Raw genomic sequence first — 25,044 nt, 5'->3', positions numbered from 1 at the left:
TCGCACCCTAGCAACCGCTCCCGGCGGCCGGGACGCACGTCGTGACGGTCCGGTGTCCGCCGGGTGAACGACCGGTTCCGCGCGGACGGCGGTGTTCCTCAGGAACTGCGGCGGTGGGGCTCCCAGGTCCGGCGGACGTCGTTCCACAGGTAGCGGGTGCCGGCGCCCTCGGCACCACCCGTGGTGGCCCAGACGCCCTGCGGGTGGTCGCCGAGGGTGCCCGTCCAGGCGATCTCCAGGCCCACGACCTCCGGATGGCTCAGGTCGAGTCGCTGGAACTGGGCGACCGCCTCCACCGGAAGCAGCGGATGCACCTGCACCCGGGTCCGGGAGGCCTCGTCCACCAGCCGCAGCACCCCGCCGCCCTCGCGCCGGACCGAGCCGAGCTTCTTCACCGCCGCGACGAAGGCGGCCGCCGTCTGCTCCTCCTCGGTGGTCGCGCGCCGCCGCCAGAAGCCCCGGCCGCCCATGCGCGCCGCGGTCATCTCGCCGAGCTTGGTCCCCATGGCCTGCATGAACGAACTCAGCAGCACCACCCCGCCCGCGCCGACCACGGCGGACACCAGCTCCGGAATGGCGGACTGGTCACCGCTGCCCGGCCGGACGTCCTCCCAGTGACCCATCCCCGTCGCCCCCATCTCCCGTACGTGTCAGCCGTGTTGCCAGGGTAACGGCGGCGGCTACGGTGGCGTGCGTGATCATCTGGCTGAACGGCACCTTCGGTGCGGGCAAGACCACGACGTGCGCGCACCTGGAACGGCTCGTTCCCGGAGCGCACGTCTTCGACACCGAACAGGTCGGTTTCATGCTGCGGCACACGCTCGCCCGGGCCGTGCCCGTACGGGACTTCCAGGAGTGGCCGCCCTGGCGGGCGCTGGCCGTGGCCTCGCTCGCGCAGCTGCACGGCTACCTCGGCGGGACGCTGATCGTGCCGCAGACCGTGCTGGTGGAGAAGTACTGGCGGGAGATCGCGCGGGGGCTGGAGCAGTCCGGGCTACCCGTACGGCACTTCGTGCTGCACACCGACCCGGCCACCCTCACCCGCAGGATCGAGCAGGACACGGTGGAGACCGGCGCCCGGCAGTGGCGGCTGGACCACCTGGAGGAGTACGCGAAGGCCCTGCCCTGGCTGCGGGCCGCGGCGACGGTGGTCGACACGACCGCCGCGCCCCCGGAGGCGGTGGCGCGGCGGGTCGCGGACCTCACGCGGGCCTGAAGGACTCCCGCAGTTCGACCTTGCGGACCTTGCCGCTGACGGTCATCGGGAAGGCGTCCATCAGCCGCAGGTGGCGCGGCACCTTGTAGTGCGCGAGCCGGCCGCGGCAGTACTCGGCGAGCTCCTGCACCGTCAGTGCGGACGCCGGGTCCTTGAGGACGACGCAGGCCAGGATCTCCTCGCCGTACCGCTCGTCGGGCACGCCGACCACCTGCACGTCCGCGATCTTCGGGTGGGCGTGCAGGAACTCCTCGACCTCGCGCGGGTAGACGTTCTCCCCACCACGGATGATCATGTCCTTGATGCGGCCGACGATCTGCAGGTAGCCGTCCTCCCGCATCACGGCCAGGTCGCCGGTGTGCATCCAGCGGCCCGCGTCGATCGCCTCCGCGGTCCGCTCCGGCTCGTCCCAGTAGCCCAGCATCACCGAGTAGCCCCGGGTGCACAGTTCGCCGGTCGTGCCGCGCGGCACCGTCACGCCGTCCGGGCCGACGACCTTGACCTCGACGTGCGGCAGCACCCGGCCGACGGTGCCGGTGCGGCGCTCCAGGTCGTCGTCCCGGCGGGTCTGGGTGGAGACCGGCGAGGTCTCGGTCATGCCGTAGCAGATGGAGACCTCCGCCATGTGCATCTCGGCGACGACGCGCTTCATCACCTCGACCGGGCAGGGGGAACCCGCCATGATGCCGGTGCGCAGCGAGGAGAGGTCGTACGTCGCGAAGTCCGGCAGGTTGAGCTCGGCGATGAACATCGTCGGCACCCCGTACAGCGAGGTGCAGCGCTCCTGTTCCACCGCGCGCAGCGTCGCCGCCGGGTCGAAGCCGGGCGCCGGGATGACGATGCAGGCGCCGTGCGAGGTGGCGCCCAGGTTGCCCATGACCATGCCGAAGCAGTGGTAGAACGGCACCGGCAGGCAGACCCGGTCCTGCTCGGAGTAGCCCACCAGCTCGCCCACGAAGTAGCCGTTGTTGAGGATGTTGTGGTGGGAGAGGGTCGCGCCCTTGGGGAAGCCGGTGGTGCCCGAGGTGTACTGGATGTTGACCGGGTCGTCGCAGGACAGTTCCGCCGCGCGCTCGGCGAGCCGCTCGTGGGGGACGTGGGCCCCGGCCGCGACGAGGCCGTCCCACGTCGGGTCGCCGATGTACACGACCTCCGAGACCGCGGGGCACTGCCCCCGGACCTGCTCGACCATCGCGCGGTAGTCGCTCGCCTTGAAGGCGCTCGAGGCGACCAGCACCTCGATGCCGGCCTGGTCGAGGACGAACGCCAGCTCGTGGACGCGGTAGGCCGGGTTGATGTTGACCATGATCGCGCCGATGCGGGCGGTGGCGTACTGGACGAGCACCCACTCGGGGCAGTTGACGGCCCAGATGCCCACCCGGTCTCCCTTCCCGACGCCCTTGGCGAGCAGGCCGCGCGCCACGTCGTCGACGGCGGCGCCGAACTCCGCGTACGTCCAGCGGCGGCCGCTGGGCACGTCCACCAGCGCCTCGCGCTCCGGCCAGGCGGCGACCGCCCGGTCGAGGTTGCGGCCGATGGTGTCGCCGAGCAGCGCGGTGGTGCCCGTGCCGCTCGCGTAGGACGGCTCGACGGGGCTCACGGGGGTGCTCACCGGTGGTCCTCCTCGCGGTACTCGGTGCCGACGGCGCCCTCGGCGGTGCGCCGGCGCAGCTCGATGCGGCGGATCTTGCCGGACACGGTCTTGGGCAGCTCGGCGAACTCGATGCGCCGCACCCGCTTGTAGGGGGCGAGCACGGCCCGCGAGTGGGCGAACAGCGCGGCGGCGGTCTCCGGTCCCGGCTCCCACTCCTCGGCGAGGACGACGTACGCCTTGGGCACGGCCAGCCGCAGCGGGTCGGGCGCCGGGACGACGGCAGCCTCTGCCACGGAATCGTGCTCCAGCAGGGCGCTCTCCAGCTCGAAGGGCGAGATCTTGTAGTCGGAGGCCTTGAAGACGTCGTCGGCGCGCCCGATGTAGGTGATGTAGCCCTCGGCGTCGCGGGAGCCGATGTCGCCGGTGCGGTACCAGCCGCCGGCCATGGCCTCGGCGGTGCGCTCCGGGTCGCCCGCGTAGCCGGTCATCAGGCCCACCGGGCGGGTGGACAGGTCGAGGCAGATCTCCCCCTCGTCGCCGGGCTCGCCGGTGACCGGGTCGACGAGCTCCACGACGTAGCCGGGGCTGGGGCGGCCCATGGAGCCCGGCTTGAGGGGCTGCCCCGGCGCGTTGGAGACCTGGACGGCGGTCTCGGTCTGGCCGAAGCCGTCCCGGATGGTGAGGCCCCAGGTGCGCCGCACGTGCTCGATGACCTCGGGGTTCAGCGGCTCGCCTGCGGCGACGACCTCACGCGGCGGCGTGCGCAGCACGCCGAGGTCGGCCTGGATCAGCATCCGCCAGACGGTGGGCGGCGCGCAGAAGCTGGTGACGCCGGCCCGGTCCATCTCGGCCATCAGCCGGCCCGCGTCGAAGCGCGTGTAGTTGTGGATGAAGACCGTCGCCTCGGCGTTCCACGGCGCGAAGAGGTTGGACCAGGCGTGCTTGGCCCAGCCGGGCGAGGAGATGTTGAGGTGGACGTCGCCGGGGCGCAGGCCGATCCAGTACATCGTCGCCAGGTGGCCCACCGGGTAGGACAGGTGGGTGTGCTCGACCAGCTTGGGCTTGGCGGTGGTGCCCGAGGTGAAGTACAGCATCAGCGGGTCGTCGCCGCGGGTGTCGCCGTCGGGCGTGAAGTCCGCCGGGGCGTCGTACGCGTCCTCGTAGGCGTGCCAGCCCGCCGGGGCGCCGCCGACGGCGATCCTGGTGTACCCGCCCGGCACCTGCTCGAACTTCTCCGTGTCCGCGGCCCGGACGACCACGTGGCGGGCCCGGCCGCGCTCCACGCGGTCGGTGAGGTCGGCGGGGCCGAGCAGCGGGGTGGCCGGGATGACCACGGCCCGCAGCTTCATGGCGGCGAGCGCCGTCTCCCACAGCTCGGTCTGGTTGCCCAGCATGACCACGATCCGGTCGCCGGCGGCCACTCCGAGGGCGCGCAGCCGGTTCGCGACCCGGGAGGAGCGCTCGGACATCGCGGCGAAGGAGACGACGGACTCGGTGCCGTCCTCCTCGACGATGTGCAGGGCGGGCCGGTCGTTGCCGCGGGCGATGGCGTCGAACCAGTCCAGCGCCCAGTTGAAGTGCTCGGGCCGCGGCCAGCGGAAGCCCTCGTACGCCGCCTTGTAGTCCTCGCGGTGGCGCAGCAGGAAGTCCCGGGCCGCCCGGAACTCGTCCGTCCCGCTGGTTGCCGTCATGTGTCCTCCTCGTCGCCGGCCCCCTCGGTAGCATCCTGTTGTCAGTGACGAGGCTCTCACTACCCCCGAACGGGGGTGAAGGAGCGGCGAGGGCGTGACGGGATCGGGCGAGGCGGCGGAGCTGCGGGCGGCACTGCTGCGGATGAGGCGCACCAGCGGTCTGCCGGTGGCCTTCGGAGGGCTGCTCCCGGAACCGGGCCGGCTGCGGATCAGCGAGCTGTCCGGCACGGCCACCGCCTCGCTGCAGGGGCTCACCATCGCCACGGGCAACGGCCTGGGCGGCAAGACGATCGCCCTCTCCCGGCCGCTGGCCGTCACCGACTACAGCACGTCCCGGGTGATCAGCCACGAGTACGACGCGGCGGTGGCCGCCGAGGGCCTGCGTTCGGTCCTGGCGGTGCCGGTGGTGGTGCGCCGCCGGGTGCGCGGGGTGCTCTACGGCGCGCTGCGCCGTCCGCTGGCGCTCGGCGACCGTCCGGTCAGCGCCGCGGTGGAGGCGGCGCGCGAGCTGGAACAGCGCCTGGCGGTCCGGGACGAGGCCGACCGCCTGCTGTCCACGTGCCGGCAGCCGACCGCCGGGGACCCGGCGGCCTGGGAGGAGGTCCGCGAGGCCCACGGCGAGCTGCGGGCGCTGGCCGGCCGGGTCGCCGATCCGCTGCTGCGGCAGGAACTGCTCGCCGCCTGCGGCCGGCTCGCGGCGGCGACCGGGGCCGCGGGGGGCCGGGACCGCTCCCCCGCCGGGCGGACGGTCGTGGTCTCCTCCCGTGAACTGGACGTCCTGGCGTGCGTGGCCACGGGGGCCACCAACGCCGCTGCCGCCGACCGGCTGGGGCTGCGTCCGGAGACGGTGAAGAGCTATCTGCGCTCGGCCATGCGCAAGCTCGGCGCCCACACCCGGCTGGAGGCGGTCGTCGCCGCGCGCCGCGCCGGCCTGCTCCCCTGATACGCCGGGCCGGACCTTCGAGGCAGCCCGGCCCGGCCTGCGGACCCGGTACGGAACGACCTGCCGGAACGCCGCCGGCCGCGGGGGACGTCGGCGGCGGAACGGCCCCGCCGGCCGCGTCCCGGTACCGCGTTCACCCGCAAAGCACCCTGATCACGGGCAGCCGCGGAAGTACGGACATGCCGTCGTGTTCACCCCGTTCGGGGCCATTTCGGGGTTTGACCGCCGGCGGGATCGGACCGATCATTCGGGGTGTGTCCACCGGCACACACGGGACGGGGGCCGGCCTGACGAACGGTCCGGTGTTCAACAGGCCGCTGCCCCCGCGCATTTCCCGGTCCGCCGCCTCCGCACGACGACAATTCGGCGGCGGCGGTGCATTTCCCCGTACCGGACGTGGGTCGAAGAGCCGCGCCCGTACCCCGCGATTTCCACGGCTCTTTGCATAACATTGTCCCGGACACGACACGAGGGGAGCGGCGACCGTGGAGCAGGTCTTCGACGTGCCGGCCAGACCCCGACCCGACCAGGTGATCGGGCGAGGTGAGGTGCTCGCGCGGGCCCGCGGACACCTCGTCCAGGGGGGCAGCCTGCTGCTGTACGGACCGGCCGGAATCGGGAAGTCCACCGTATTGCGGACACTCGCCGAGGAATACGGCGCCGAGCCCACGGTGCTGCGCTGTTCCGCGACCGAATCCGAATCGCACCTCCCCTTCCTCGCCCTGGTCGATCTGCTCGGCCTGGTCGCCGACCGGGTGTCCGACCGCCTGCCCGCACCGCAGCGGGCCGCGCTGGAGTCCGCGCTCACCGGCCGCGGGGAGTCCTCGCTGCAACGGGACGGGCTCGCGCTGCGCCTGGCGGTGCTGTCGGTGCTGCGGGCGCTGGCGGCCGACGGCCCGGTGCTGATCGTCGTGGACGACCTGCAGTGGATGGACCCCGCCAGCGCCGAACTGCTGGCCTTCGCGGCCCGCCGGGTCGCCGAGCTGCCGGTGCGGGTGCTCGGCGCCGTACGCACCGACTCCGATCCGCAGGACCAGCACGACCGCTACCTGCGCGCCTTCCCCCAGGACGTGCTCACGCTGCGGGTGACGCCGCTGTCCCGGCCGGACGTCTCCGAACTCCTCGACGGGCGCGGGCACACGGGCCTGCCGCGCGCGGTCGTCCGGGACATCCACCGCACCAGCGGCGGCAATCCGCTCTTCGCCCTGGAGCTCGGCCGTGCCCTCGCCGAGAGCCGCACCCCACCGCGTCCCGGTGAGCCGCTGCCCGTGCCGACCTCGCTGCGCGCCCTGGTCCTCAACCGGCTGGAGATGCTCTCCGCGGAGACCCGCCGCACGCTGCTCATCGCCAGCGCGGGGGCCCGTCCGACCCTCGCCACGCTGCGCAGCGCCGGCCGCGCCAACGCCGAGAGCGAGACGGGGGTGGCGGCCTCCCTCGGTCTGGTGGAGATGGACCACCACGACGGCACCGAACTGGTGCGGTTCGCGCATCCGCTGATCTCCGCGGCGCTGTACGCGGAGGCCACGCCGGAGGACCGGCGCAGCGCGCACGCCGCGCTGGCCGCGGCCGCCGGCGACCCGATCGAGCGGGCCAGGCACCTGGCGCTGGCGACGAGCGGCAAGGACGAACGGGTCGCGGCGAGCCTGTCCGAGGCCGCGGACGAGGCGCGGGCCCGCGGCGCCCCCTCGGTGGCCGCCCAACTCGGCCTGCTGGCCGCCCGGCACACCCCCGAGGACGCGGTGCCCACCGCGGACGAGCGGCGGCTGCGCGCCGCCGAGGACGCACTGACCGCCGCGGAACCCGAACTCGCCCGTGCCACCGCCCGCGAGGTGCTGGCCCACGCCACGATCCCGGCGGACCGGGTGCGGGCGTGGAGCGTGGTGATCGACTCGGTGGGGCAGGCCCTGTCCGAGGTCGACGACGTCTTCCCGCAGGCCCTTGCGGACGCCGGCGACGACCCGCGGCTGCAGGGCCTGGTGCGCTACCAGCTCGCCTGGCGGGCCCTGGTGGACGGCCAGATGCACGAGGCGCGCGCCGAGGCCGCCCGCTCGGCGGCGCTCGCCGCGCAGGCCGGCGACCGGCGCACCGAGTTGCTGGCGCTGTCCTTCAAGGCGCTCAACGAGACGACCATGGGCCACCCCGACGCCCCCGCGACCCTCGCCCTGGCCTCGGCGGAACCGCAGGACCCGGACGTGGCCATGAACCACAACGGCCCGGTCTACATCCGCTCCCGCTACCTGCTGATGAAGGATCAGCTCGACGAGGCGCGAGCCGCGTTGACGTGGCTGGCCGGTGAGGCACGGCAGCGGGGCGCGGTGGAGACCGAGGTCTACTCGGTGCGCAGCCTCGCCGAGATCGAGCTGCGCTCCGGGCGCTGCGGCACGGCGCTCGACCTGGCCCGCGAGAGCCTGCGGCTGGCCGAGGACATCGGCATCGGCGAGGGCTTCGCGCTGCAGATCGCGGCCCTGACGGAGGCGGCCGGCGGCACGGTGGAACGCGCGCTGTCGCTGGCCGGGGACGCGGTACGACGGGCCGAGGCCGACAGCGACATGCCCTACATGACACGGGCGTTGTACGCGCTCGGGCACGCGCGGCTGGTCGGCGCCGACCCGCAGGGCGCGGTGGACGCGCTGCGCCGGGTGCGCGCGCTGGAGCGCGAGATGGGCGTGACGGAGCCCGCGCGCGGCCGCTGGCAGGGCGACCTCGCCGAGGCGCTGGTCCTGACCGGCGCGCTCGGGGAGGCGCGGGAGGTCGTCGACGAGACGCGCCGGCACGCCCTGCGGCTGGGACGGCAGAGCATCCTGGCCGTCCTGGAGCGCGCCGAGGGGATGCTGCTCGCCGCCCGCGGCGACAGCGACGGCGCGGTGGCGGTGCTGACCGGGGCCCGGCAGCGGCTCGCGGCGCTCGGCTACGGCCTGGAGGAGGCCCGCGCCGTCTTCGCGCTGGCCCAGGTCGAGGCGGACCGGCGCAACCGCGGCGCGGCCCGCGCGGCACTGGACGAGGCCGCCCGGCTGTTCCGGCGGTCCAAGGCCCTGCCCTGGCTGGAACTGGTGGGCCCGGCCCCGGCGCCCCCCGCGGCGGCGGCGGCGCCGGAGCTGGACGGCCTGGCCTCGATGGAACGCCAGGTGGCCGCGCTCGTCCTGGAGGGCGCCACCAACCGGGAGATCGCCGCCACGCTCTTCATCAGCGTCAAGACGGTCGAGGCGACCCTGACCCGGGTCTACCGCAAGCTCGGCATCCGCTCGCGCGTCGACATCGTCCGCCTCGCGGCGGGCCGCCGCGCCGGCTGAGCCGGCGAAGGCGCCCCCCGGACCCGGACCCCGCGTCCGCCCCGCCCCTCACCGGCGGGCGGACGCGCCCCGGGCACACCGGGCACCCAGACCCGTCCCGGAAAGCGCCACCGACCGCACGGCATGAGGAACCACAAAGGCGACAACAAGCACGCCGCCGGAGAACGCACCCCACGACCGCCACACCCCACACCGGCGGGTGGAACCGTCGGGGCGGCCCGGACCGGCCGTGTCGTCGGACCCGCGGACGGCGCGCGGGCTGGCGCCCACCGGAGCCGGACCCCACCACGCAGGACCGCGCCCCTCCCCGAGCACGCCACCAGCCGCGAGCCCGCACCACACACCTCCCGGACGCACATCGTCCGCCGCCCAGCCGGCACCACAGCCCGCAGACGAACGCGGTCCGGCCCCGGACCGGGCCCACGGCAGGGTCGGTACCGGCTCGCGGGCGAACACGTGATGTGACCGAGGGGTTTCCCTACGCAACCGGGTCAGGGGCTTTCCCTCATTGGGGTGCCCGGGCCGCGTCCCTAGCCTGGGTCCCGCACAGAGCAAGCAGGTTGCCCCGTCCCTCGAGTGCACGTGCGCCAACTCGCCCCTCGTCAGCGGTCGCCGGCGAAGACGCCGGGCCGGGCCGTGCCGTCACGCGCGGGATGCAGCGCCGCCCCCACCGGCGACCCGTGCGTTCCCCCCACCGGCATCCTGAGGGGCCCGCGTCAGGGCTCACCCCGCGTGAGGAAGCCCACCGCCGGCCGGGTGCGCGTCGCAGGGCACGGTCCGGACGAACTCCTGACCCGGCGGGTCAGGCCGAGCCGGGGGTCGCTGCGGGCTGTCACGAGCCGCCCGCAGCGACCCCCCTCCACATCAGCGGCCGCCGCGCTCGGCGGCGTCCACGGCGGCGTAGATCCGGTCGAAGACGGGCTTGAGGGCCACCAGCTCGCCCGGGTCCAGCGGGTCCAGGACCATCCGGCGCACGGCCTCGACGTGCGCGGGAGCGGAAGCCACCAGCTTCTCGTACCCCTCGGGCGTGAGGATCGCCAGCGTGTAGCGGCCGTCCCCGGGGTCCGTCTCGCGGCGGACGAAGCCCTGGTGCTCCAGGCGCCGCACCACGTGCGACAGCCGGGACAGGGAGGAGCTCGCGCGGTCCGCGAGCACGCTCATCCTGATGGTGTGCCGCTCCTGCTCGGAGAGCATCGCGAGGACGTGGTACTCCATCCAGTTCAGGTCCGCGTCGCGCTCCAGCTCGCGCTCCAGGGCCGGCAGGAGCCGCGCGATGACGCGGGCCATCGACATCCACGCGGCCAGCTCGCCGCCGCGCAGCCAGCGCGGCTCCGCAGCGGCGGGCGAGGGCGGTGCCGCTGTGTTCTTCGTCATGCCGCACAGGCTATCGGACCGCTTGAAGCTTCAATTCGATCTGTTACTGTGCACTTGAAGCTTCAAGTTGAAGCTTCAATTCATACCCCGCACCACACAGATCGGGAAACACGCCTCATGACCAGGATCGGCATCATCCTCGGCAGCACCCGCCCCGGCCGCAACGGCGAGAAGGTCGCGCACTGGGTCGTCGAGCAGGCCGCCCAGCACAGCGGCGACGCCACCTTCGAGCTCGTGGACCTCGCCGACTACCCGCTCCCCCACCTCGACGAGCCGATCCCGCCGGCCATGGGCCAGTACCAGAACAGCCACACCAAGGAGTGGGCCGCCAAGATCGGCAGCTTCGACGGCTTCATCTTCATCACCCCGGAGTACAACCACTCCACCTCGGGCGTGCTGAAGAACGCCATCGACTACCTGTTCGCCGAGTGGAACCACAAGGCGCTGGGCGTCGTGTCCTACGGCTCCGTGGGCGGCGCCCGCGCCGCCGAGCACCTGCGCCTGATCGCCGGCGAGCTGAAGATGGCCGACGTGCGCACCCAGGTCGCGCTCTCCCTCTTCACCGACTTCGTCAACTTCAGCGAGTTCGCCCCCGGCGAGCACCAGGCCGCGAGCCTGTCGACCCTCATCGACGAGGTCATCGACTGGAGCCGCGCCCTCGCTCCGCTGCGCGGCTGAACTCCGCGCCGTCCCCGGTCGCCCGGCCCGCACCGGCCGGCGACCGGGCGGGGAGGCGGGGCCCGGGGCCGGGCGGAACGATCCCCCGCCCGGCCCCGCCGTGCCGCCCGCTCCCCTCAGGCGAAGCGCACGTCGTGGTGGTCCGCCTCCGGGTCGGAGGCGGCGAGCAGCCGTCTGCCCTCGGCCTCCAGCGCGTCACGGTCGGCGGCGGCGAGCGGCGCGAACGGCACGACCGTGACCACGGCGGAACCACGCGCCCGCCCGGTGCTCCAGGTGCCGCCCACGAAGCCGTCGACGAGGACCGTGCCGCGGACGATGCCGTTGGCCGTCATCACCCTCCGCACGTGCTCCCGCGCCAGGATCCGCGAACGGTCGGCGTGCGAGAGCACCAGGTTGTCGAAGTCGGCGACGAAGCGGGCGCCCACCGGCAGGTCCGGATCGGGCAGCGGCGCGGCGTCCGGGTCGTCGTACAGCACCCGGCCCTCCTCGTCGCGGTAGCCGCGCAGTCCCATCGCGGCGAAGACCTCCCGCAGCCCCGTGAGCCCCGACCACTTCTGCGCGTCGGCGACGGAGGCGGGCCCGAAGGCCGCCAGGTAGCGGCGCACCAGCGCCCGCGGGTCGGGGGGCGCGACCGGGGGACGTCCGAGCCAGGCATCGGCCGTGGTGTACGCGGTCCGCCCGGACACCCCCCACACGCCGCGCGGCGGCACCTGCACCAGCGGCAGCCAGTTGCGCAGCGCGTTGGCGAGCGACGCCGGATCGGCGTCCGGCCAGCGCGGGCCGAGCAGTTCGCGCAGCTCCCCCGGGGTACGCGGCTCCGCCTCGACCAGCTCCCGGCAGGCGGCGACGGCCTCGTCGCGGTCCACCCCGCGCACCCCCGGACCCCAGGAGCCCTGGGCGATCTGCCGGTCCAGCAGCGGCTGCAGCACCGGCCGCAGCCGCAACGCGTCGTCCGCGGTGACCAGATGGACGGTGCCGCGCAGCAGCGCGATCCGCACCACCGCGCGGTCCAGCAGCAGCCGCGACAGGTCGCCGAAGGCGAAGCCCTCCAGCCGGGTCCACAGGGCGGCGTACGCCGCGTGCGGGGCCTGCGACTGAAGGCCCACCAGATGCCCGACCGCCTCCACGGCGCTCATCCCCGACCGCCCCAGCAGCAGTTGCCGGTCCAGCAGGGCCCTGTTGAGCGTACGGCGGCCCAGCACGGCCCCCGGTGTCGTCCTGCGCATGCGGACACCGTACGGCCACGAACAACTCGGGGGTAACGGTCGCCCCGGCAGTGCCCGGGAGTGTAGACATAGCCTATGGCCGGGCCGAGCGATCATCGCCCCTCGAGGAAACCACCGGAGCGGGGGCTGCGAGCGCCGCTGGCCGGGCGCAGCGTGGCCGGGCAGGTCTTCCTGCTGCAGGTCGTGGTCGTCGTCCTGCTGGTCGCCGCCGCCGTCGTCGAACTCGTCGTGCAGGCGCGGCACGACAGCGAACAGGAGGCCCGCAACCGGTCGGTGGCGGTGGCCACGACCTTCGCGAGCTCGCCGGGCCTGGCGGCGGCGCTCGCCTCGCCCGACCCCACCGCGGTGCTGCAGCCGAAGGCCGAACAGGCGCGCCGGCGCTCCGGGGTGGACTTCATCGTGGTGACGGACCTGCAGGGGATCCGCTACACGCACCCCAAACCCGACCGCATCGGCAAGAAGTTCGTCGGGAACATCGGTCCCGCCCTGCGCGGCCAGGTGGTCACCGAGAGCATCGTGGGCACCATCGGCCCGCTGGTGCAGGCGAACGTGCCGGTGCTCGACGACCGGGGCAGGGTCGTCGGCATCGTGTCCTCCGGCATCACCATCGCCAAGGTCAGCGGCGCGGTCAACGAGCAACTGCCGGTCCTGCTGGGCTTCTCGGCGGCGGTGCTGGCCCTCGCCACCGCCGGCAGCTGGCTGATCGCCAGGCGGCTCACCCGGCAGACCAGGGGCCTCGGCCCCGTCGAGATGACGCGCATGTACGAGCACCACGACGCCGTGCTGCACGCCGTGCGCGAGGGCGTCCTCATCCTCGACGGCGACCGGCGGCTGCTGCTCGCCAACGACGAGGCGCGACGGCTGCTGGACCTGCCCGCCGACGCGGAGGGCCGGCCCGTCACCGGGCTCGGCCTGGACGAGCGCGCCCGCGAACTGCTGGCCTCCGGCCGTGACACGACCGACGAGGTGCTGCCGGCCGGGGGCCGGCTGCTGGTGCTCAACAACCGCCACACCGACCGCAACGGCGGCCCGCCGGGCAGCGTGGCGACCCTGCGTGACGCCACCGAACTGCGGGCGCTGTCCGGGCGCGTCGAGACCGCCAGGACCCGGCTGCGGCTGCTGTACGACGCGAGCATGGGCATCGGCACCACGCTGGACATCACCAGGACCGCGGAGGAACTGGCGCAGGTGTCGGTGCCGCGCTTCGCCGACTACGTCACCGTGGACCTCGCGGTACGGGTGCTGCGCGGCGACGAGCCGCGGCCGGACCCGTCGGTGGAGATGCGCCGGGTCGCGGTGAGCGGGATCCGCGACGACCACCCGCTGTACCCCACGGGGCACCCGCTGCATTTCGTGCCGTCCAGTCCGCAGGCGGCCGGCATCGCCGGCGGCCGGGCCGTCCTGGAGCCCCGGCTCGCGGACTCCCCCGGCTGGCAGGCGCAGGACCCGCAGCGCAGCGCGAAGGTCGTCGGCTTCGGCATCCACTCGCTGATCTGCGCCCCGCTCAGCGCCCGCGGCGTGCTCCTCGGCATGGTGAACTTCTGGCGCTCGCAGGCCCCGGAGCCGTTCGACGAGGAGGACCTCAAGCTCGCCGAGGAACTCGCGGCGCGGGCCGCGGTGTGCGTCGACAACGCCCGCCGCTACACCCGCGAGCACACCATGGCGGTCACCCTCCAGCACAGCCTGCTACCGAGGGAGTTGCCGCGGCTGACCGCACTGGAGGCCGCCTACCGGTACCTGCCCGCGCAGGCGGGGGTCGGCGGCGACTGGTTCGACGTCCTCCCCCTGCCCGGGGCACGGGTCGCCCTCGTGGTCGGCGACGTCGTCGGGCACGGGCTGCACGCGGCCGCCACCATGGGGCGGCTGCGGACCGCTGTGCACAACTTCACCACGCTGGACCTTCCGCCGGACGAACTGCTGGTGCACCTGGACGAGTTGGTCGGCCGCATCGACCAGAACGAGTCCGGTCCCACCGGCGACGGCACCGCCCCCGCGGGCACCACCGTCGCGGGCGCCACCTGCCTGTACGCCGTCTACGACCCGGTGTCCGGCACCTGCGCGATGGCCCGCGCCGGGCACCTGCTCCCCGCGGTCGTCCACCCCGACGGGACCGTCGAGTTCCCCGACGTACCGGCCGGGCCCCCGCTGGGCCTGGGCGGACTGCCCTTCGAGGCCGTGGAGCTGACGCTGCCCGAGGGCAGCAGCCTGGTGCTCTACACCGACGGCCTCGTGGAGGACCGCGACCGGGACATCGACGAGGGCCTGGAACTCCTGCGCCGCTCCCTGTCCGAGGCGGGCCGCGACCCCGAGGACACCTGCCGCGACGTGTTCAAGGCCATGCTGCCCGACCGGCCCGGCGACGACATCGCACTCCTCGTCGCCCGCACCCGCGTCCTCGACCCCGGCCACGTCGCCGACTGGGACGTGCCCAGCGACCCGGCCGCGGTCTCCGGGGTGCGCGCGGCGGTCCAGCGGCAGTTGAGCGCCTGGGGGTTGGAGGACCTGTCCTTCACGACGGAGCTGGTGCTCAGCGAGCTCATCACCAACGCGATCCGGTACGGGGCCGAGCCCATCAAGGTCCGGCTGATCCTCGACCAGGTGCTGGTCTGCGAGGTCTCCGACGCCGGCAGCACCTCCCCGCACCTGCGGTACGCGGCCGCGACGGACGAGGGCGGGCGGGGGCTGTTCCTCGTGTCGCAGTTCGCGGAGCGCTGGGGGACGCGCTACACGGCCGAGGGGAAGGTGATCTGGGCCGAGCAGCAGCTGCGGTAGCGTGCGCCCGGGGTCCGTGGTTGCGGCCCGTTGTTGTGTGCGGTTTGTTTGCGCCTGCGGCGGGCTGTTTCCCCGCCCTCCCGCCCGATTGCCCGGCGCGATTGGTGCGGGCCTGCGCACTGTGCATGGGTGGGCCGGGGGCGGGGCCTCCGGGGTGGGCATCCTGTACCGCATATTTATGTGCATGACGGGCACCACTCGTCGGTGCCGTCGCTGCCGCACATCAAATACACGTCAGCGTCCAGAACGCCCACCCCTCCGACCCCACCCCCTCCGAATCGACAGCGACCAACGGCCGGTGGGAGGTCACAAGGCAGCCGGGGTCACCGCACCTGTCCGACACACCCCCAACGGGACACCCTGCGCCCACACAAGGGGTAAGGGCCGTGACGGGGGTGCTCCCCCTGGCCGCAGGCTGGGGGCGAGCGGTAGACCCGATACGGAGCACTCCGAGCTGGAACCTCGGAGCCGTGGCGGGCCAAGCGGGTGTCGATGAGGACGGTCTGGGAGTCCTCATCCCCGGGCTCGCGAAGGTGGGCCTTCGTGCCGGACCCCATCGACCTCCACCAGAGCGGTCTGAGAAGGCCGGATGGCCACCGTGGGCTCGAACCGTAGGGCCGTAGGGGGCCACAGGGCGGTTCGGGGCAACCCCGGGCTGCCCCTATGCCCCCCCACCGGCCGTCGTGCGCCCGTACCTCGGGAGGGGGGGGTGTCGGGGTGCTCCCCCTGGCCGAAGACTGAGGAAGACGAGCGGCATACGCGGTGCCGAATGATGCGGGCTTGCACCGTGGGGCCGTGGGGGTCAGAGAGCGGTTCGGGGTGCCCTGGGCTGCCCTCGTACCCCCCACCGGCCGTTGTGCGCCCATACGACGGGAGGGGGTGTGTCGGGGTGCGCCCATGGGGGTCCCCCCGGCCGAAGGCTGGGGGAGACGAGCGGCGGACCCGGCGCCCGAGGATGTTGGGGTAAACCGCGAGCGTTGAGGACGTGCGCCGGCGCGGCGCCGACCCCACAACGAGGTGCGCAGGCCCGCACCAATCGCGCCGGGCAATCGGGCGGGAGGGCGGGGGAAAAGCCCCAACCTCAGCCACAAACAACCCGCACACAACCCACCGGCCGCAACAACAACCGCCGCCCCCAATGGCGCCGCAGGCTCACACCCCGCACAACCCCACGGGATGAATCGGCGTGGTCACATCCGTAAGCGGCCGCCCCGTCCCCCCACCCCGGTGCGCCACGAACTCCGCCGCGATGGACAACGCCGTCTCCTCCGGGGTGCGCGCACCGAGGTCGAGGCCGATCGGGCTGCGCAGCCGCCCCAGTTCGGCCTCGCCGAGGCCCGCGTCGCGCAGCCGGCCCAGGCGGTCCGCATGGGTGCGCCGGGACCCCATGGCACCGACGTACGCGACGGGCATGCGCAGGGCCCGCTCCAGCAGGGGCACGTCGAACTTGGCATCGTGCGTGAGGACGCACACGACGGTGCGGCCGTCGACCGGGGTGCGCTCCAGGTACCGGTGCGGCCACTCCACGACGACCTCGTCCGCCTCCGGGAAGCGCCCGGCCGTCGCGAAGACCGGGCGTGCGTCGCAGACGCTCACCCGGTAGCCGAGGAACGTGCCGACCCGCACCAGGGCGGCGGCGAAGTCGATCGCCCCGAACACCAGCAGGCGCGGCGGCGGGATGCTGGCCTCGACCAGCAGCCTGAGCGGCTCGCCACAGCGCCCACCCTCCGCACCGATGCCGCCGAGGCCGGCACCGGCACCCGCACCCGCACCGGCACCTACGCCGAGCCCGACAACCCCGGTGCGGCCCGCGTTCAGCAGGGCGTGCGCCTCGGCCGCGGCAGTGCGGTCCAGTTCCGGGTCACCGAGGGTGCCCTCGTACGCCCCGCCGGGACGCACCAGCAGGGCCCGGCCGGGCAGGCCGGCGGGCCCGGCCACGACCCTGGCCAGCGCCGCCGCCTCCCCCCGGGAGGCGGCGGCCAGCGCACCGGCGAGCTCCGGCCGCGCCTGCGTCCCGGGCGCGACCCGCTGGACGAAGACGTCGATGACCCCGCCGCAGGTCAGCCCCACGGCGAAGGCGTCGTCGTCGGCGTAGCCGAAGCTCCGGAGCAATGGCTCGCCGGTCTCCAGCACCTCCTGGCAGAGCTCGTAGACGGCGCCCTCGACGCAGCCGCCGGACACGCTGCCGACGGCGGTGCCGCCGGCGTCGACGGCGAGCGCCGCGCCGGGCTGCCGCGGTGCGCTGCCGCCGACCGCGACGACGGTGGCGACGGCGTACGGCCGGCCCTGCGCGGACCAGCGGGTGAGTTCGTCGGCGATGTCCAGCATGGCGGGGACTCCTTCTAGCTGACGCCGAGCCAGCCTTCCAGGGGGTGCAGGGCGAAGTGGACGACGAAGACGGCCGTGAGCACCCACATGAGGATCCCGGGCTCACGGAACCGGCCCTGGGCGGACTTGATCGCGGTGTACGCGATGACGCCGGCGCCGACCCCGGCGGTGATGGAGTAGGTGAAGGGCATCAGGGCCACGGTGAGGAAGACGGGCACGGCGACCGAGCGGTCGCCCCAGTCGACGTGCCGGGCGTTGCCCATCATCATGGCGCCGATCACGACCAGGGCCGCCGCGGCGACCTGGCCGGGGACGACCTGCGCCAGCGGGGTGAGGAACAGCCCGGCGGCGAAGAGGAGGCCGGTGACCACGGACGACAGGCCCGTGCGGGCGCCCTCGCCGACCCCGGTCGCGGACTCGACGAAGACGGTCTGCCCGGAGGCGCCGCAGGCGCCGCCGATCGCGCCGCCCGCGCCGTCGACGAACAGGGCCTTGCCGAGCCCCGGCATGCGTCCCTTGTCGTCGGCGAGCTTCGCCTCCGTGCCGACGCCGATGATGGTGGCCATCGCGTCGAAGAAGCCGGCCAGGACGAGCGTGAAGACGATCATGCCGGCGCCCAGCGCCCCGATGTGCTCCCAGCCGCCGAACTCGACGTGCCCGAACAGCCCGAAGTCGGGTGCGGAGACGACGTGGCCGGGCAGTTCGGGGACGGTCAGCCCCCACACCTCGGCGTCGGTGCCGCCGGCCGCGTGGACGGTCACGGCGAGGACGGTGCCGGTCACGATGCCGATGAGGATGGCACCGGGGACCTCGCGCGCCTGCAGCATGAAGATCAACAGCAGGGTGACGCAGAAGACCAGCACGGGCCAGCCGGCCAGTTGCCCGCCGGCGCCCAGGGTCAGCGGGCTGCCCTCGCCGCGGCCCACGAACCCGGCGTTGACCAGCCCGATCAGGGCGATGAACATGCCGATGCCGATGGTGATCCCGTGTTTGAGCGGCAGCGGGATCGCGTTCATGATGACCTCGCGCAGTCCGGAGACCACGAGGAGCACGATCACCAGGCCGTACAGGACGCACATCCCCATCGCCTGGGGCCAGGTCATGTGCGGGGCGACCTGTGCGGCGAGCACGCCGGAGACGGAGAGTCCCGCGGCGAGGGCGAGCGGCACCTTGCCGACGAGGCCCATGAGGAGGGTGGAGACGGCGGCGGCGAGCGCGGTCGCCGTGATCAGCCCGGTCTGGCCGAGCCGGTGGCCGTCGACGTCGGGGCCGGACAGCAGCAGCGGGTTGAGCAGCAGGATGTAGGCCATCGCCATGAAGGTCGTCAGGCCCCCGCGGAGTTCGCGGGCGACGGTGGAGCCGCGGTCGGATATGTGGAAGTACCGGTCGAGCCGGTCCCGGCCGCCTGGCCGGGGCGGGGGCGCGGCGCCGGGGACGGGGGCGGAGGCGGGGGCGGTTGCGTGTGTGGCTGACGGGGTCGACTGGGTCATGCGGTGCCACTCCCAAGGTTCACAGGGGCACCCGGACGGCTTGTGCCGTACGGGATTTGGGATGGTCCGCAGCACGACCGGGGGACGGCCCGAGAGTGGTGCGGTGTGACCGCCCGGCGCCGGACGGCGCCGGACGGCGCTGCCTCACGTACCGGTCAGGTGCTCCGGCCGGACCGGTACGCGGCCGAGGGCGAGTCCGGTCGCCGCGCGGATGGCGGCGACGACGGCCGGGGTGGAGGACAGGGTCGGGGCCTCGCCGACGCCGCGCAGCCCGTACGGGGCGTGGTCGTCGGCGAGTTCGAGCACGTCGACGGGGATGGGCGGCGTGTCGAGGATGGTGGGGATGAGGTAGTCGGTGAAGGACGGGTTCCGGACGGTGGCGCGGTCGGAGACGAGGATCTCCTCCATGACGGCCAGGCCGAGGCCCTGGGTGGTGCCGCCCTGGATCTGGCCGATGACCGACAGCGGGTTGAGCGCCTTGCCGACGTCCTGCGCGCAGGCGAGTTCGACGACCTTGACGAGGCCGAGTTCGGTGTCGACGTCCACGACGGCGCGGTGCGCGGCGAAGGAGTACTGCACGTGCCCGCGGCCCTGGCCGGTGCGCAGGTCGAAGGGCTCGGTGGGGCGGTGCCGCCACTCCCGTTCGACGTCGATCGTCTCGTCGCCCAGCACCTCGGCGAGGTCGGCCAGCACCTCCCCGCCGTCGGTGACGACCTTGCCGCCCTCCAGCAGGAGTTCGGCGGTGGCCCAGGCGGGGTGGTTGCTGCCGAACCTGGCCCGGCCCATGTCCAGGACGCGTTCGCGCACCGCCTCGCAGGTGTGCCGCACCGCGCCGCCGGTGACGTACGTCTGCCGGGAGGCGGAGGTGGAGCCGGCCGAACCGACCCGGGTGTCGGCGGGGTTGATGGTGACCTGGGTGACGCCGAGTTCGGTGCGGGCGATCTGGGCGTGGACGGTGACGCCGCCCTGGCCGACCTCGGCCATCGCGGTGTGGACGGTGGCGACCGGCCGGCCGGCGAGCACCTCCAGGCGGACGCGGGCGGTGGAGTAGTCGTCGAAGCCCTCGGAGAAGCCGACGTTCTTGATGCCGACGGCGTAGCCGACGCCCCGGACGACGCCCTCGCCGTGGGTGGTGTTGGACAGCCCGCCGGGCAGCCCGCGGACGTCCACGGCGCCGCCGGCGCTCTCCCACTCCCGCTCGGGCGGCATCGGCATCGCCTTGACGCGGCGCAGCAGTTCGGCGACGGGCGCCGGGGAGTCGACGACCTGTCCGGTGGGCATGACGGCGCCCTGCGACATGGCGTTGAGCCGCCGGAACTCCACCGGGTCCATGTCGAGCGCGGCGGCGAGCCTGTCCATCTGCGCCTCGTAGGCGAAGCAGGCCTGGACCGCGCCGAAGCCGCGCATGGCGCCGCAGGGCGGGTTGTTGGTGTAGAGCGCGAGGGCCTCGATGTCGACGTCGTCGATGACGTACGGGCCGGCGCTGAGCGAGGAGGCGTTGCCGACGACGGCCGGCGAGGAGGAGGCGTAGGCGCCGCCGTCCAGCACGATGCGGCACCGCATGTGGGTGATCTTCCCGTCGCGGGTGGCGCCGTGCTCGTAGTGCAGCTTGGCGGGGTGCCGGTGGACGTGCCCGAAGAAGGACTCGAAGCGGTTGTAGACCATCTTGACGGGCTTGCCGGTGCGCAGCGCCAGCAGGCAGGCGTGGATCTGCATCGACAGGTCCTCGCGCCCGCCGAAGGCGCCGCCGACGCCGGAGAGCGTCATGCGGACCTTCTCCTCGGGCAGGCCGAGGACGGGGGCGATCTGGCGGAGGTCGGCGTGCAGCCACTGGGTGGCGATGTAGAGGTCGACGCCGCCGTCCTCGGCGGGCACGGCGAGGCCGGACTCGGGGCCCAGGAAGGCCTGGTCCTGCATGCCGACCTCGTAGTCCCCGGTGACGATGACGTCGGCGCGCCGGGCGGCCGCGTCGGCGTCGCCACGGACGATCGGCTGGCGGTGCACGACGTTGGGGTGCGGTACGTGGCCGCTGTGGTGGTCGGTGCGGCCCTCGTGGAGCAGCGGCGCGTCCGGGGCGGTGGCCGTCGCCTCGTCGACGACGACGGGCAGTTGCCGGTACTCGACGTCGATCTTCGCGGCGGCGCGGCGGGCGGTCTCGGGGTGGTCGGCGGCGACGAGCGCCACCGGTTCGCCGTGGTGGCGTACCCGGCCGTGGGCGAGGACGGGGGTGTCCTGGATCTCCAGGCCGTAGTGCCGCACGTCGGTGGGCAGGTCGTCGTAGGTGAGCACGGCGTACACGCCGGGCTGCGCCAGCGCCCGCGAGACGTCGAGGGAGACGATCTCGGCGTGCGCGTGGGGGCTGCGCAGGGTGTGGCCCCACAGCATGTCCTCGTGCCACAGGTCGGAGGCGTAGGCGAACTCACCGGTGGTCTTCAGGACGCCGTCCGGGCGCAGCGTGGACTCGCCGATGCCGCCGCGGCTCTCGCTGCCCTGCGTGGTGGGGGTGGGGGTCCGGGTCACGCCCATCGCGGTCAGCCCTCCGTCCCGGTGCGGGCGGCCGCGAGGCGGACCGCGTCGAGGATCTTCTCGTAGCCGGTGCAGCGGCACAGGTTGCCCGACAGGGCCTCGCGGATGTCGGCGTCGGTGGGCTGGGCGTTGCGTTCGAGCAGTTCGTCCGCGGCGACCAGCAGGCCCGGGGTGCAGAAGCCGCACTGGACGGCTCCGGCGTCGACGAAGGCCTGCTGGACCGGCGACAGTTCGCCGGCCGGGCCCGCGGGGCGTGCCTGCCACCGCTGTGCGGCGCCCGGGTCGGTGCCGGGCCCCGCCTCGCCGGTGTCGCGCTCCTTGGCGAAGTCCGCCAGTCCCTCGACGGTCACGACCTCCCGGTCCTGCACCTGGCCGGCCGCGACCAGGCAGGCGCACACCGGCACCCCGTCGAGCCGTACCGTGCAGGAGCCGCACTCGCCCTGCTCGCAGGCGTTCTTGGAGCCGGGCAGGCCCATGCGCTCGCGCAGGACGTACAGCAGGCTCTCGCCCTCCCACACGTCGTCGGCCTCCTGGCGCCGTCCGTTGACGGTGAAGGTCACGCGCATCGGGAGCTCCTCTCGTCGCCGCGGTAGGCGTCCCAGGTCCAGCCGAGGGTGCGGCGGGCCATCACCTGGAGGGCGTGGCGGCGGTAGGCGGCGCTGCCGCGCACGTCGTCGATGGGGCTGGCGCAGGCGGCGACCAGCTCGGCGAACTCGCGGGCCACGGACGGCGGCAGGGTCCTGCCGCTGTCCCACAGGCCCTCCTCCTCCAGCGCCGCGTTCAGGAACTCCTCGGCCGTGGTGGCGCGGACCGGGGTGGGGGCGGCCGAGCCGATGCCGGTGCGCACCGTGCGGGTGGCCGGGTGCAGGGCCAGGCCGAAGGCGCAGACCGCGATGACCATGGCGTTGCGGGTGCCGACCTTGGAGAACTGCTGGGGGCCGTCGGCCTTGGCGATGTGCACGGCGCGGATCAGCTCGTCCGGGGCGAGGGCGTTGCGCTTCACCCCGGTGTAGAACTCCTCGACCGGGATGAGCCGGGTACCGCGTACGGACACCGCCTCCACCTCGGCGCCGGCGGCGAGCAGCGGCGGGTGCGAGTCCCCGGCCGGGGAGGCGGCGCCGAGGTTGCCGCCGACGCTGCCGCGGTTGCGGATCTGCGGGGAGCCCACGGTGCGGGCGGCGAGCGCGAGGCCGGGCAGTTCGCCGCCCAGGGCCTCGATGACGCGGGTGTAGGGGACCGCGGCGCCCAGCCGTACGGTCTCCTCCCCCACCTCCCACTCGTACAGCTCGCCGACCCGGTTCAGGTCCAGCAGGACATCGGGCCGGCGGTGGTCGAAGTTGATCTCGACCATCACGTCGGTGCCACCCGCGATGGGGACGGCCGTGGGGTGCTCCGCCTTGGCGGCGAGGGCCTCCTCCCAGGTCGCGGGACGCAGGAAGTCCATGAGCGCTCTCTTCTTCCTCGGGGGGACGGGATGGGGCTGTTCCATGTCCTGTGCGCGCTGTGTGACCCAGTACACGACCGGGCGGGGTGCCGGGTGCAGTCACCGAACACATGAAGCACTTCGCTGGTCGCTAAGCTGGTCTTGTAGATTCCTCCGAAAGACGCGGATCCGAAACCTGTCGGCATCGACGCGGCAACACCGATGCGACCGGGCGGGCGCCACCCTGGTACCGGTTCGGACGAGGAAGCGCTCGAGACAAGGCGACGACGATGCGGCTGCGCGCACTGCTGGACACCCATGCCCTCGGCCTGCGGCTGCTCGGCGGCGAGGAGGAGCTGGACCGCACGGTCCGTGGCGTGATGACCACCGACCTGAAGGACCCCAGCCGCTACCTCTCCGGCGGCGAACTGGTGCTGACCGGGCTGGCGTGGCGCCGCCGGCCGGAGGACTCGGAGCGCTTCGTGCGGATCCTCGCCGCGGCCGGCGTCGCCGGTCTCGCGGCCGGCGAGGCCGAGCTGGGCTCCGTCCCTGACGACCTGGTGCTGGCCTGCGCCCGGCATCGGCTGCCGCTCTTCGCGGTCGACGAGGACGTCGCCTTCGCCGCCATCACCGAGCACGTCGTACGTCAGGTGTCGACCGAGCGCGCCGGGGACCTGGCCGCCGTGGTCGAGCGGCACCGCCGGCTGATGACCTCCGGGCCCGAGGGCGGCGGTCCCGACGCCGTCCTGGACCTGCTCGGCAGCGACCTCGACCTGCGGGCCTGGGTGCTGTCCACGACCGGGCGCCGGATCGCCGGCTCCGACCACCCGCTGCCCGCCGCCGTACGGGCCGAACTGGCCGGCGAGCACCTCGCCGCCACGCGGACCGGCCGCCCCTCGCCGCACCGCGCCTACACCGAGGGCCGCCACTACGCGCTCTTCCCGATCCGCAGCGGCGACCCGGACGACGACCTCCGCGGCACCCTGCTCTCCGACTGGTTCCTGGCCGTCGACGCGGACGCGGGCGACTGGCCAGCCGAGCGCCTGGACCTGCTGGACGGCGTCACGCAGCTCATCGCCGTCGAGCGCGACCGGCGGGACGCCGCGCGCACCGTGCGCCGCCGGCTCGCCGCCGAGGTGATGGACCTCGTGCAGACCGGCGCGCCGCCGGGCGAGATCGCCGCCCGGCTGCGCGTGGCCGCACCCGTACTGGTTCCGGGCCTGGGCACCGCGCCGCACTGGCAGGTCGTCGTCGCCCGCGTCGACTGGGCGGGCGGCGGGCCCGCGGCCGGCCCGGTCGCCCAGTCCCTGCTGGAGGAGGCGCTGGTCGACCCTGCCGCGGTGGGCCCCGACCCGGCCGACCGCCTCGCCGTCGCCCACACCGGCGAGGAGGCGCTGGCCCTCGTCCCGCTGTCGTCGCTGGAGTCCGACGGCGCCGCCCCGGAACTGTCCGCCCAGGGCCTGCTCTCCGTCCTGCGCGGACCCCTCACCCGGGGCCTCGACGGCGACGGGCGGCTCACGATCGGCGTCAGCGCCGCCGTCCACTCCGCCGACGGGCTGCGCGGCGCTCTGGAGGAGGCCCGCCACGCCCGCCGCGTCGCCGCGGCCCGCCAGGGCCGGGTCTGCGTCGCCGGCCACGAGGAACTGGCCTCCCACGTCCTGCTGCTGCCGTTCGTCCCGGACGACGTCCGCCGCGCCTTCACCGCCCGGCTCCTGGACCCGCTGCGCGCCTACGACCGGCGCCACCGCGCGGAGCTCATCCCCACGCTCGAGGCCTTCCTCGAGTGCGACGGCTCCTGGACGCGCTGCGCGAACCGGCTGCATCTGCACGTCAACACTCTGCGCTACCGCATCGGCAGGATCGAGCAACTGACGGGCCGCGACCTGTCGCGCCTGGAGGACAAGCTCGACTTCTTCCTCGCCCTGCGGATGAGCTGACTCCGCCGCCGGCCTGGCGAGGATACCCATGCAGCCCCGGCCCCGGCCTGCGCGTCCCCGCCCGGCCGGGACCCTCGACGCCGGACGGGCCGCCGAACACGGGGCGGAGGCTGACCGGCTCGGACCGGCAGGTGCCGCACGTGCGCAGCGGCCCGCATCCGCAGGGGCGTTCAGGTCGTCCTCGGCGGGTACAGCGGGTGCGGCGACATGACGGTCCTTCCCCCGGCGGCGGGACGGGAGGGTCCCGCGCCGGAACGCGTGGTGGGCTCCGTCCTCGCATCGCGCCGCTGCGCGGCGACCTGACGGGCGAACCGCGCGCGAGCGCACGTCCCCGGACCGGCCGCCCCCGTCCCGGAAAACCGGATCAGGTGCGCCGGACGACGCACCACGCGTCGACACGGCCCCACCGGTACGGGTGAACATCACGCGCCCCACCGGATGCGCCCCGGAGGCGCGGGAGTTGCGGGTGGGCGGTGCCGAAGACGGGCAGGAATTCGATCACGCGCCGTCCGCCCTCTTGGCGTGGCACCCGGTGTCGTGCTGGACTTCCGCCCAA

16 protein-coding genes are annotated in these 25,044 nt (G+C 74.1%); 6 read left to right on the top strand and 10 right to left on the bottom strand.

The window, feature by feature from the left end; all coding sequences use genetic code 11:
- Positions 1-98: 98 nt before the first annotated feature.
- Entirely contained in the window at positions 99-623 is a 525-nt protein-coding gene (locus tag ABZ479_RS06995; protein ID WP_500460424.1) for a hypothetical protein, read from the bottom strand.
- Between the two features lie 71 nt (positions 624-694).
- Here ABZ479_RS06995 and ABZ479_RS06990 point away from each other — a divergent pair, with 71 nt between their 5' ends.
- Complete coding sequence (locus ABZ479_RS06990; RefSeq protein ID WP_500460423.1) at positions 695-1,216, top strand: AAA family ATPase; 522 nt, start codon at positions 695-697, stop codon at positions 1,214-1,216.
- Here the strand turns inward: ABZ479_RS06990 and ABZ479_RS06985 are convergent.
- Both ABZ479_RS06985 and ABZ479_RS06980 read right to left on the bottom strand, forming a co-directional pair.
- Entirely contained in the window at positions 1,203-2,828 is a 1,626-nt protein-coding gene (locus tag ABZ479_RS06985) for an AMP-binding protein (protein ID WP_500460422.1), read from the bottom strand. The two genes, ABZ479_RS06990 and ABZ479_RS06985, sit on opposite strands and share 14 nt — an antisense overlap.
- Positions 2,825-4,501 carry an AMP-binding protein gene (locus tag ABZ479_RS06980; RefSeq protein WP_500460421.1) on the bottom strand — a complete coding sequence of 559 codons (1,677 nt, stop codon included), beginning with the start codon at positions 4,499-4,501 and terminating at the stop codon, positions 2,825-2,827. Before ABZ479_RS06980 ends, ABZ479_RS06985 begins: the two co-directional genes overlap by 4 nt.
- A 94-nt stretch (positions 4,502-4,595) precedes the next feature.
- Here ABZ479_RS06980 and ABZ479_RS06975 point away from each other — a divergent pair, with 94 nt between their 5' ends.
- Complete coding sequence (locus tag ABZ479_RS06975; RefSeq protein ID WP_500460419.1) at positions 4,596-5,444, top strand: helix-turn-helix transcriptional regulator; 849 nt, start codon at positions 4,596-4,598, stop codon at positions 5,442-5,444.
- Between the two features lie 485 nt (positions 5,445-5,929).
- Positions 5,930-8,734 (top strand): helix-turn-helix transcriptional regulator, encoded by a 2,805-nt coding sequence (locus tag ABZ479_RS06970; RefSeq protein WP_500460418.1) that lies wholly within the window; start codon positions 5,930-5,932, stop codon positions 8,732-8,734.
- Between the two features lie 864 nt (positions 8,735-9,598).
- Here ABZ479_RS06970 and ABZ479_RS06965 read toward each other — a convergent pair.
- Complete coding sequence (locus tag ABZ479_RS06965; RefSeq protein WP_500460417.1) at positions 9,599-10,108, bottom strand: MarR family winged helix-turn-helix transcriptional regulator; 510 nt, start codon at positions 10,106-10,108, stop codon at positions 9,599-9,601.
- A gap of 117 nt (positions 10,109-10,225) precedes the next feature.
- Here ABZ479_RS06965 and ABZ479_RS06960 point away from each other — a divergent pair, with 117 nt between their 5' ends.
- On the top strand, positions 10,226-10,786 hold the full coding sequence (locus ABZ479_RS06960; protein WP_499601545.1) for an NADPH-dependent FMN reductase: 561 nt from the start codon (positions 10,226-10,228) through the stop codon (positions 10,784-10,786).
- A 116-nt stretch (positions 10,787-10,902) separates the two neighbouring features.
- Here the strand turns inward: ABZ479_RS06960 and ABZ479_RS06955 are convergent, their stop codons facing one another.
- Complete coding sequence (locus tag ABZ479_RS06955) at positions 10,903-12,012, bottom strand: winged helix DNA-binding domain-containing protein (RefSeq protein WP_500460415.1); 1,110 nt, start codon at positions 12,010-12,012, stop codon at positions 10,903-10,905.
- Positions 12,013-12,087: 75 nt separating this feature from the next.
- On the opposite strand from ABZ479_RS06955, the gene ABZ479_RS06950 reads away from it, so the two are divergent.
- Positions 12,088-14,784: a SpoIIE family protein phosphatase gene (locus ABZ479_RS06950; protein WP_500460414.1), complete on the top strand. Its 2,697-nt coding sequence runs from the start codon at positions 12,088-12,090 to the stop codon at positions 14,782-14,784.
- Between the two features lie 1,152 nt (positions 14,785-15,936).
- Here the strand turns inward: ABZ479_RS06950 and ABZ479_RS06945 are convergent.
- From ABZ479_RS06945 to ABZ479_RS06925, 5 genes are all read right to left on the bottom strand, one after another.
- Positions 15,937-17,112: an XdhC family protein gene (locus tag ABZ479_RS06945; RefSeq protein ID WP_500460413.1), complete on the bottom strand. Its 1,176-nt coding sequence runs from the start codon at positions 17,110-17,112 to the stop codon at positions 15,937-15,939.
- A 14-nt stretch (positions 17,113-17,126) separates the two neighbouring features.
- A complete protein-coding gene (locus ABZ479_RS06940) occupies positions 17,127-18,602 on the bottom strand; it encodes an NCS2 family permease (RefSeq protein ID WP_500460412.1) in 1,476 nt (491 codons plus the stop codon).
- 144 nt (positions 18,603-18,746) lie between these two features.
- On the bottom strand, positions 18,747-21,128 hold the full coding sequence (gene pucD, locus ABZ479_RS06935; RefSeq protein ID WP_500460411.1) for a xanthine dehydrogenase subunit D: 2,382 nt from the start codon (positions 21,126-21,128) through the stop codon (positions 18,747-18,749).
- A gap of 5 nt (positions 21,129-21,133) precedes the next feature.
- On the bottom strand, positions 21,134-21,694 hold the full coding sequence (locus tag ABZ479_RS06930; protein ID WP_500460410.1) for a (2Fe-2S)-binding protein: 561 nt from the start codon (positions 21,692-21,694) through the stop codon (positions 21,134-21,136).
- The gene (locus ABZ479_RS06925) at positions 21,685-22,572 is read right to left on the bottom strand and encodes an FAD binding domain-containing protein (protein WP_500460409.1); all 888 of its coding nucleotides are present in this window, start codon (positions 22,570-22,572) and stop codon (positions 21,685-21,687) included. The genes ABZ479_RS06930 and ABZ479_RS06925 overlap by 10 nt, the downstream gene beginning before the upstream one ends.
- Positions 22,573-22,841: 269 nt before the next feature.
- On the opposite strand from ABZ479_RS06925, the gene ABZ479_RS06920 reads away from it, so the two are divergent.
- Entirely contained in the window at positions 22,842-24,488 is a 1,647-nt protein-coding gene (locus ABZ479_RS06920) for a PucR family transcriptional regulator (RefSeq protein ID WP_500460408.1), read from the top strand.
- Positions 24,489-25,044: the final 556 nt, after the last annotated feature.

The organism is Streptomyces sp. NPDC005722 (genome assembly GCF_040630935.1).
Taxonomy (GTDB): domain Bacteria; phylum Actinomycetota; class Actinomycetes; order Streptomycetales; family Streptomycetaceae; genus Actinacidiphila.
Note: the sequence above shows the minus strand (reverse complement) of the source record. Positions and strands in the feature narration are given on the sequence as shown.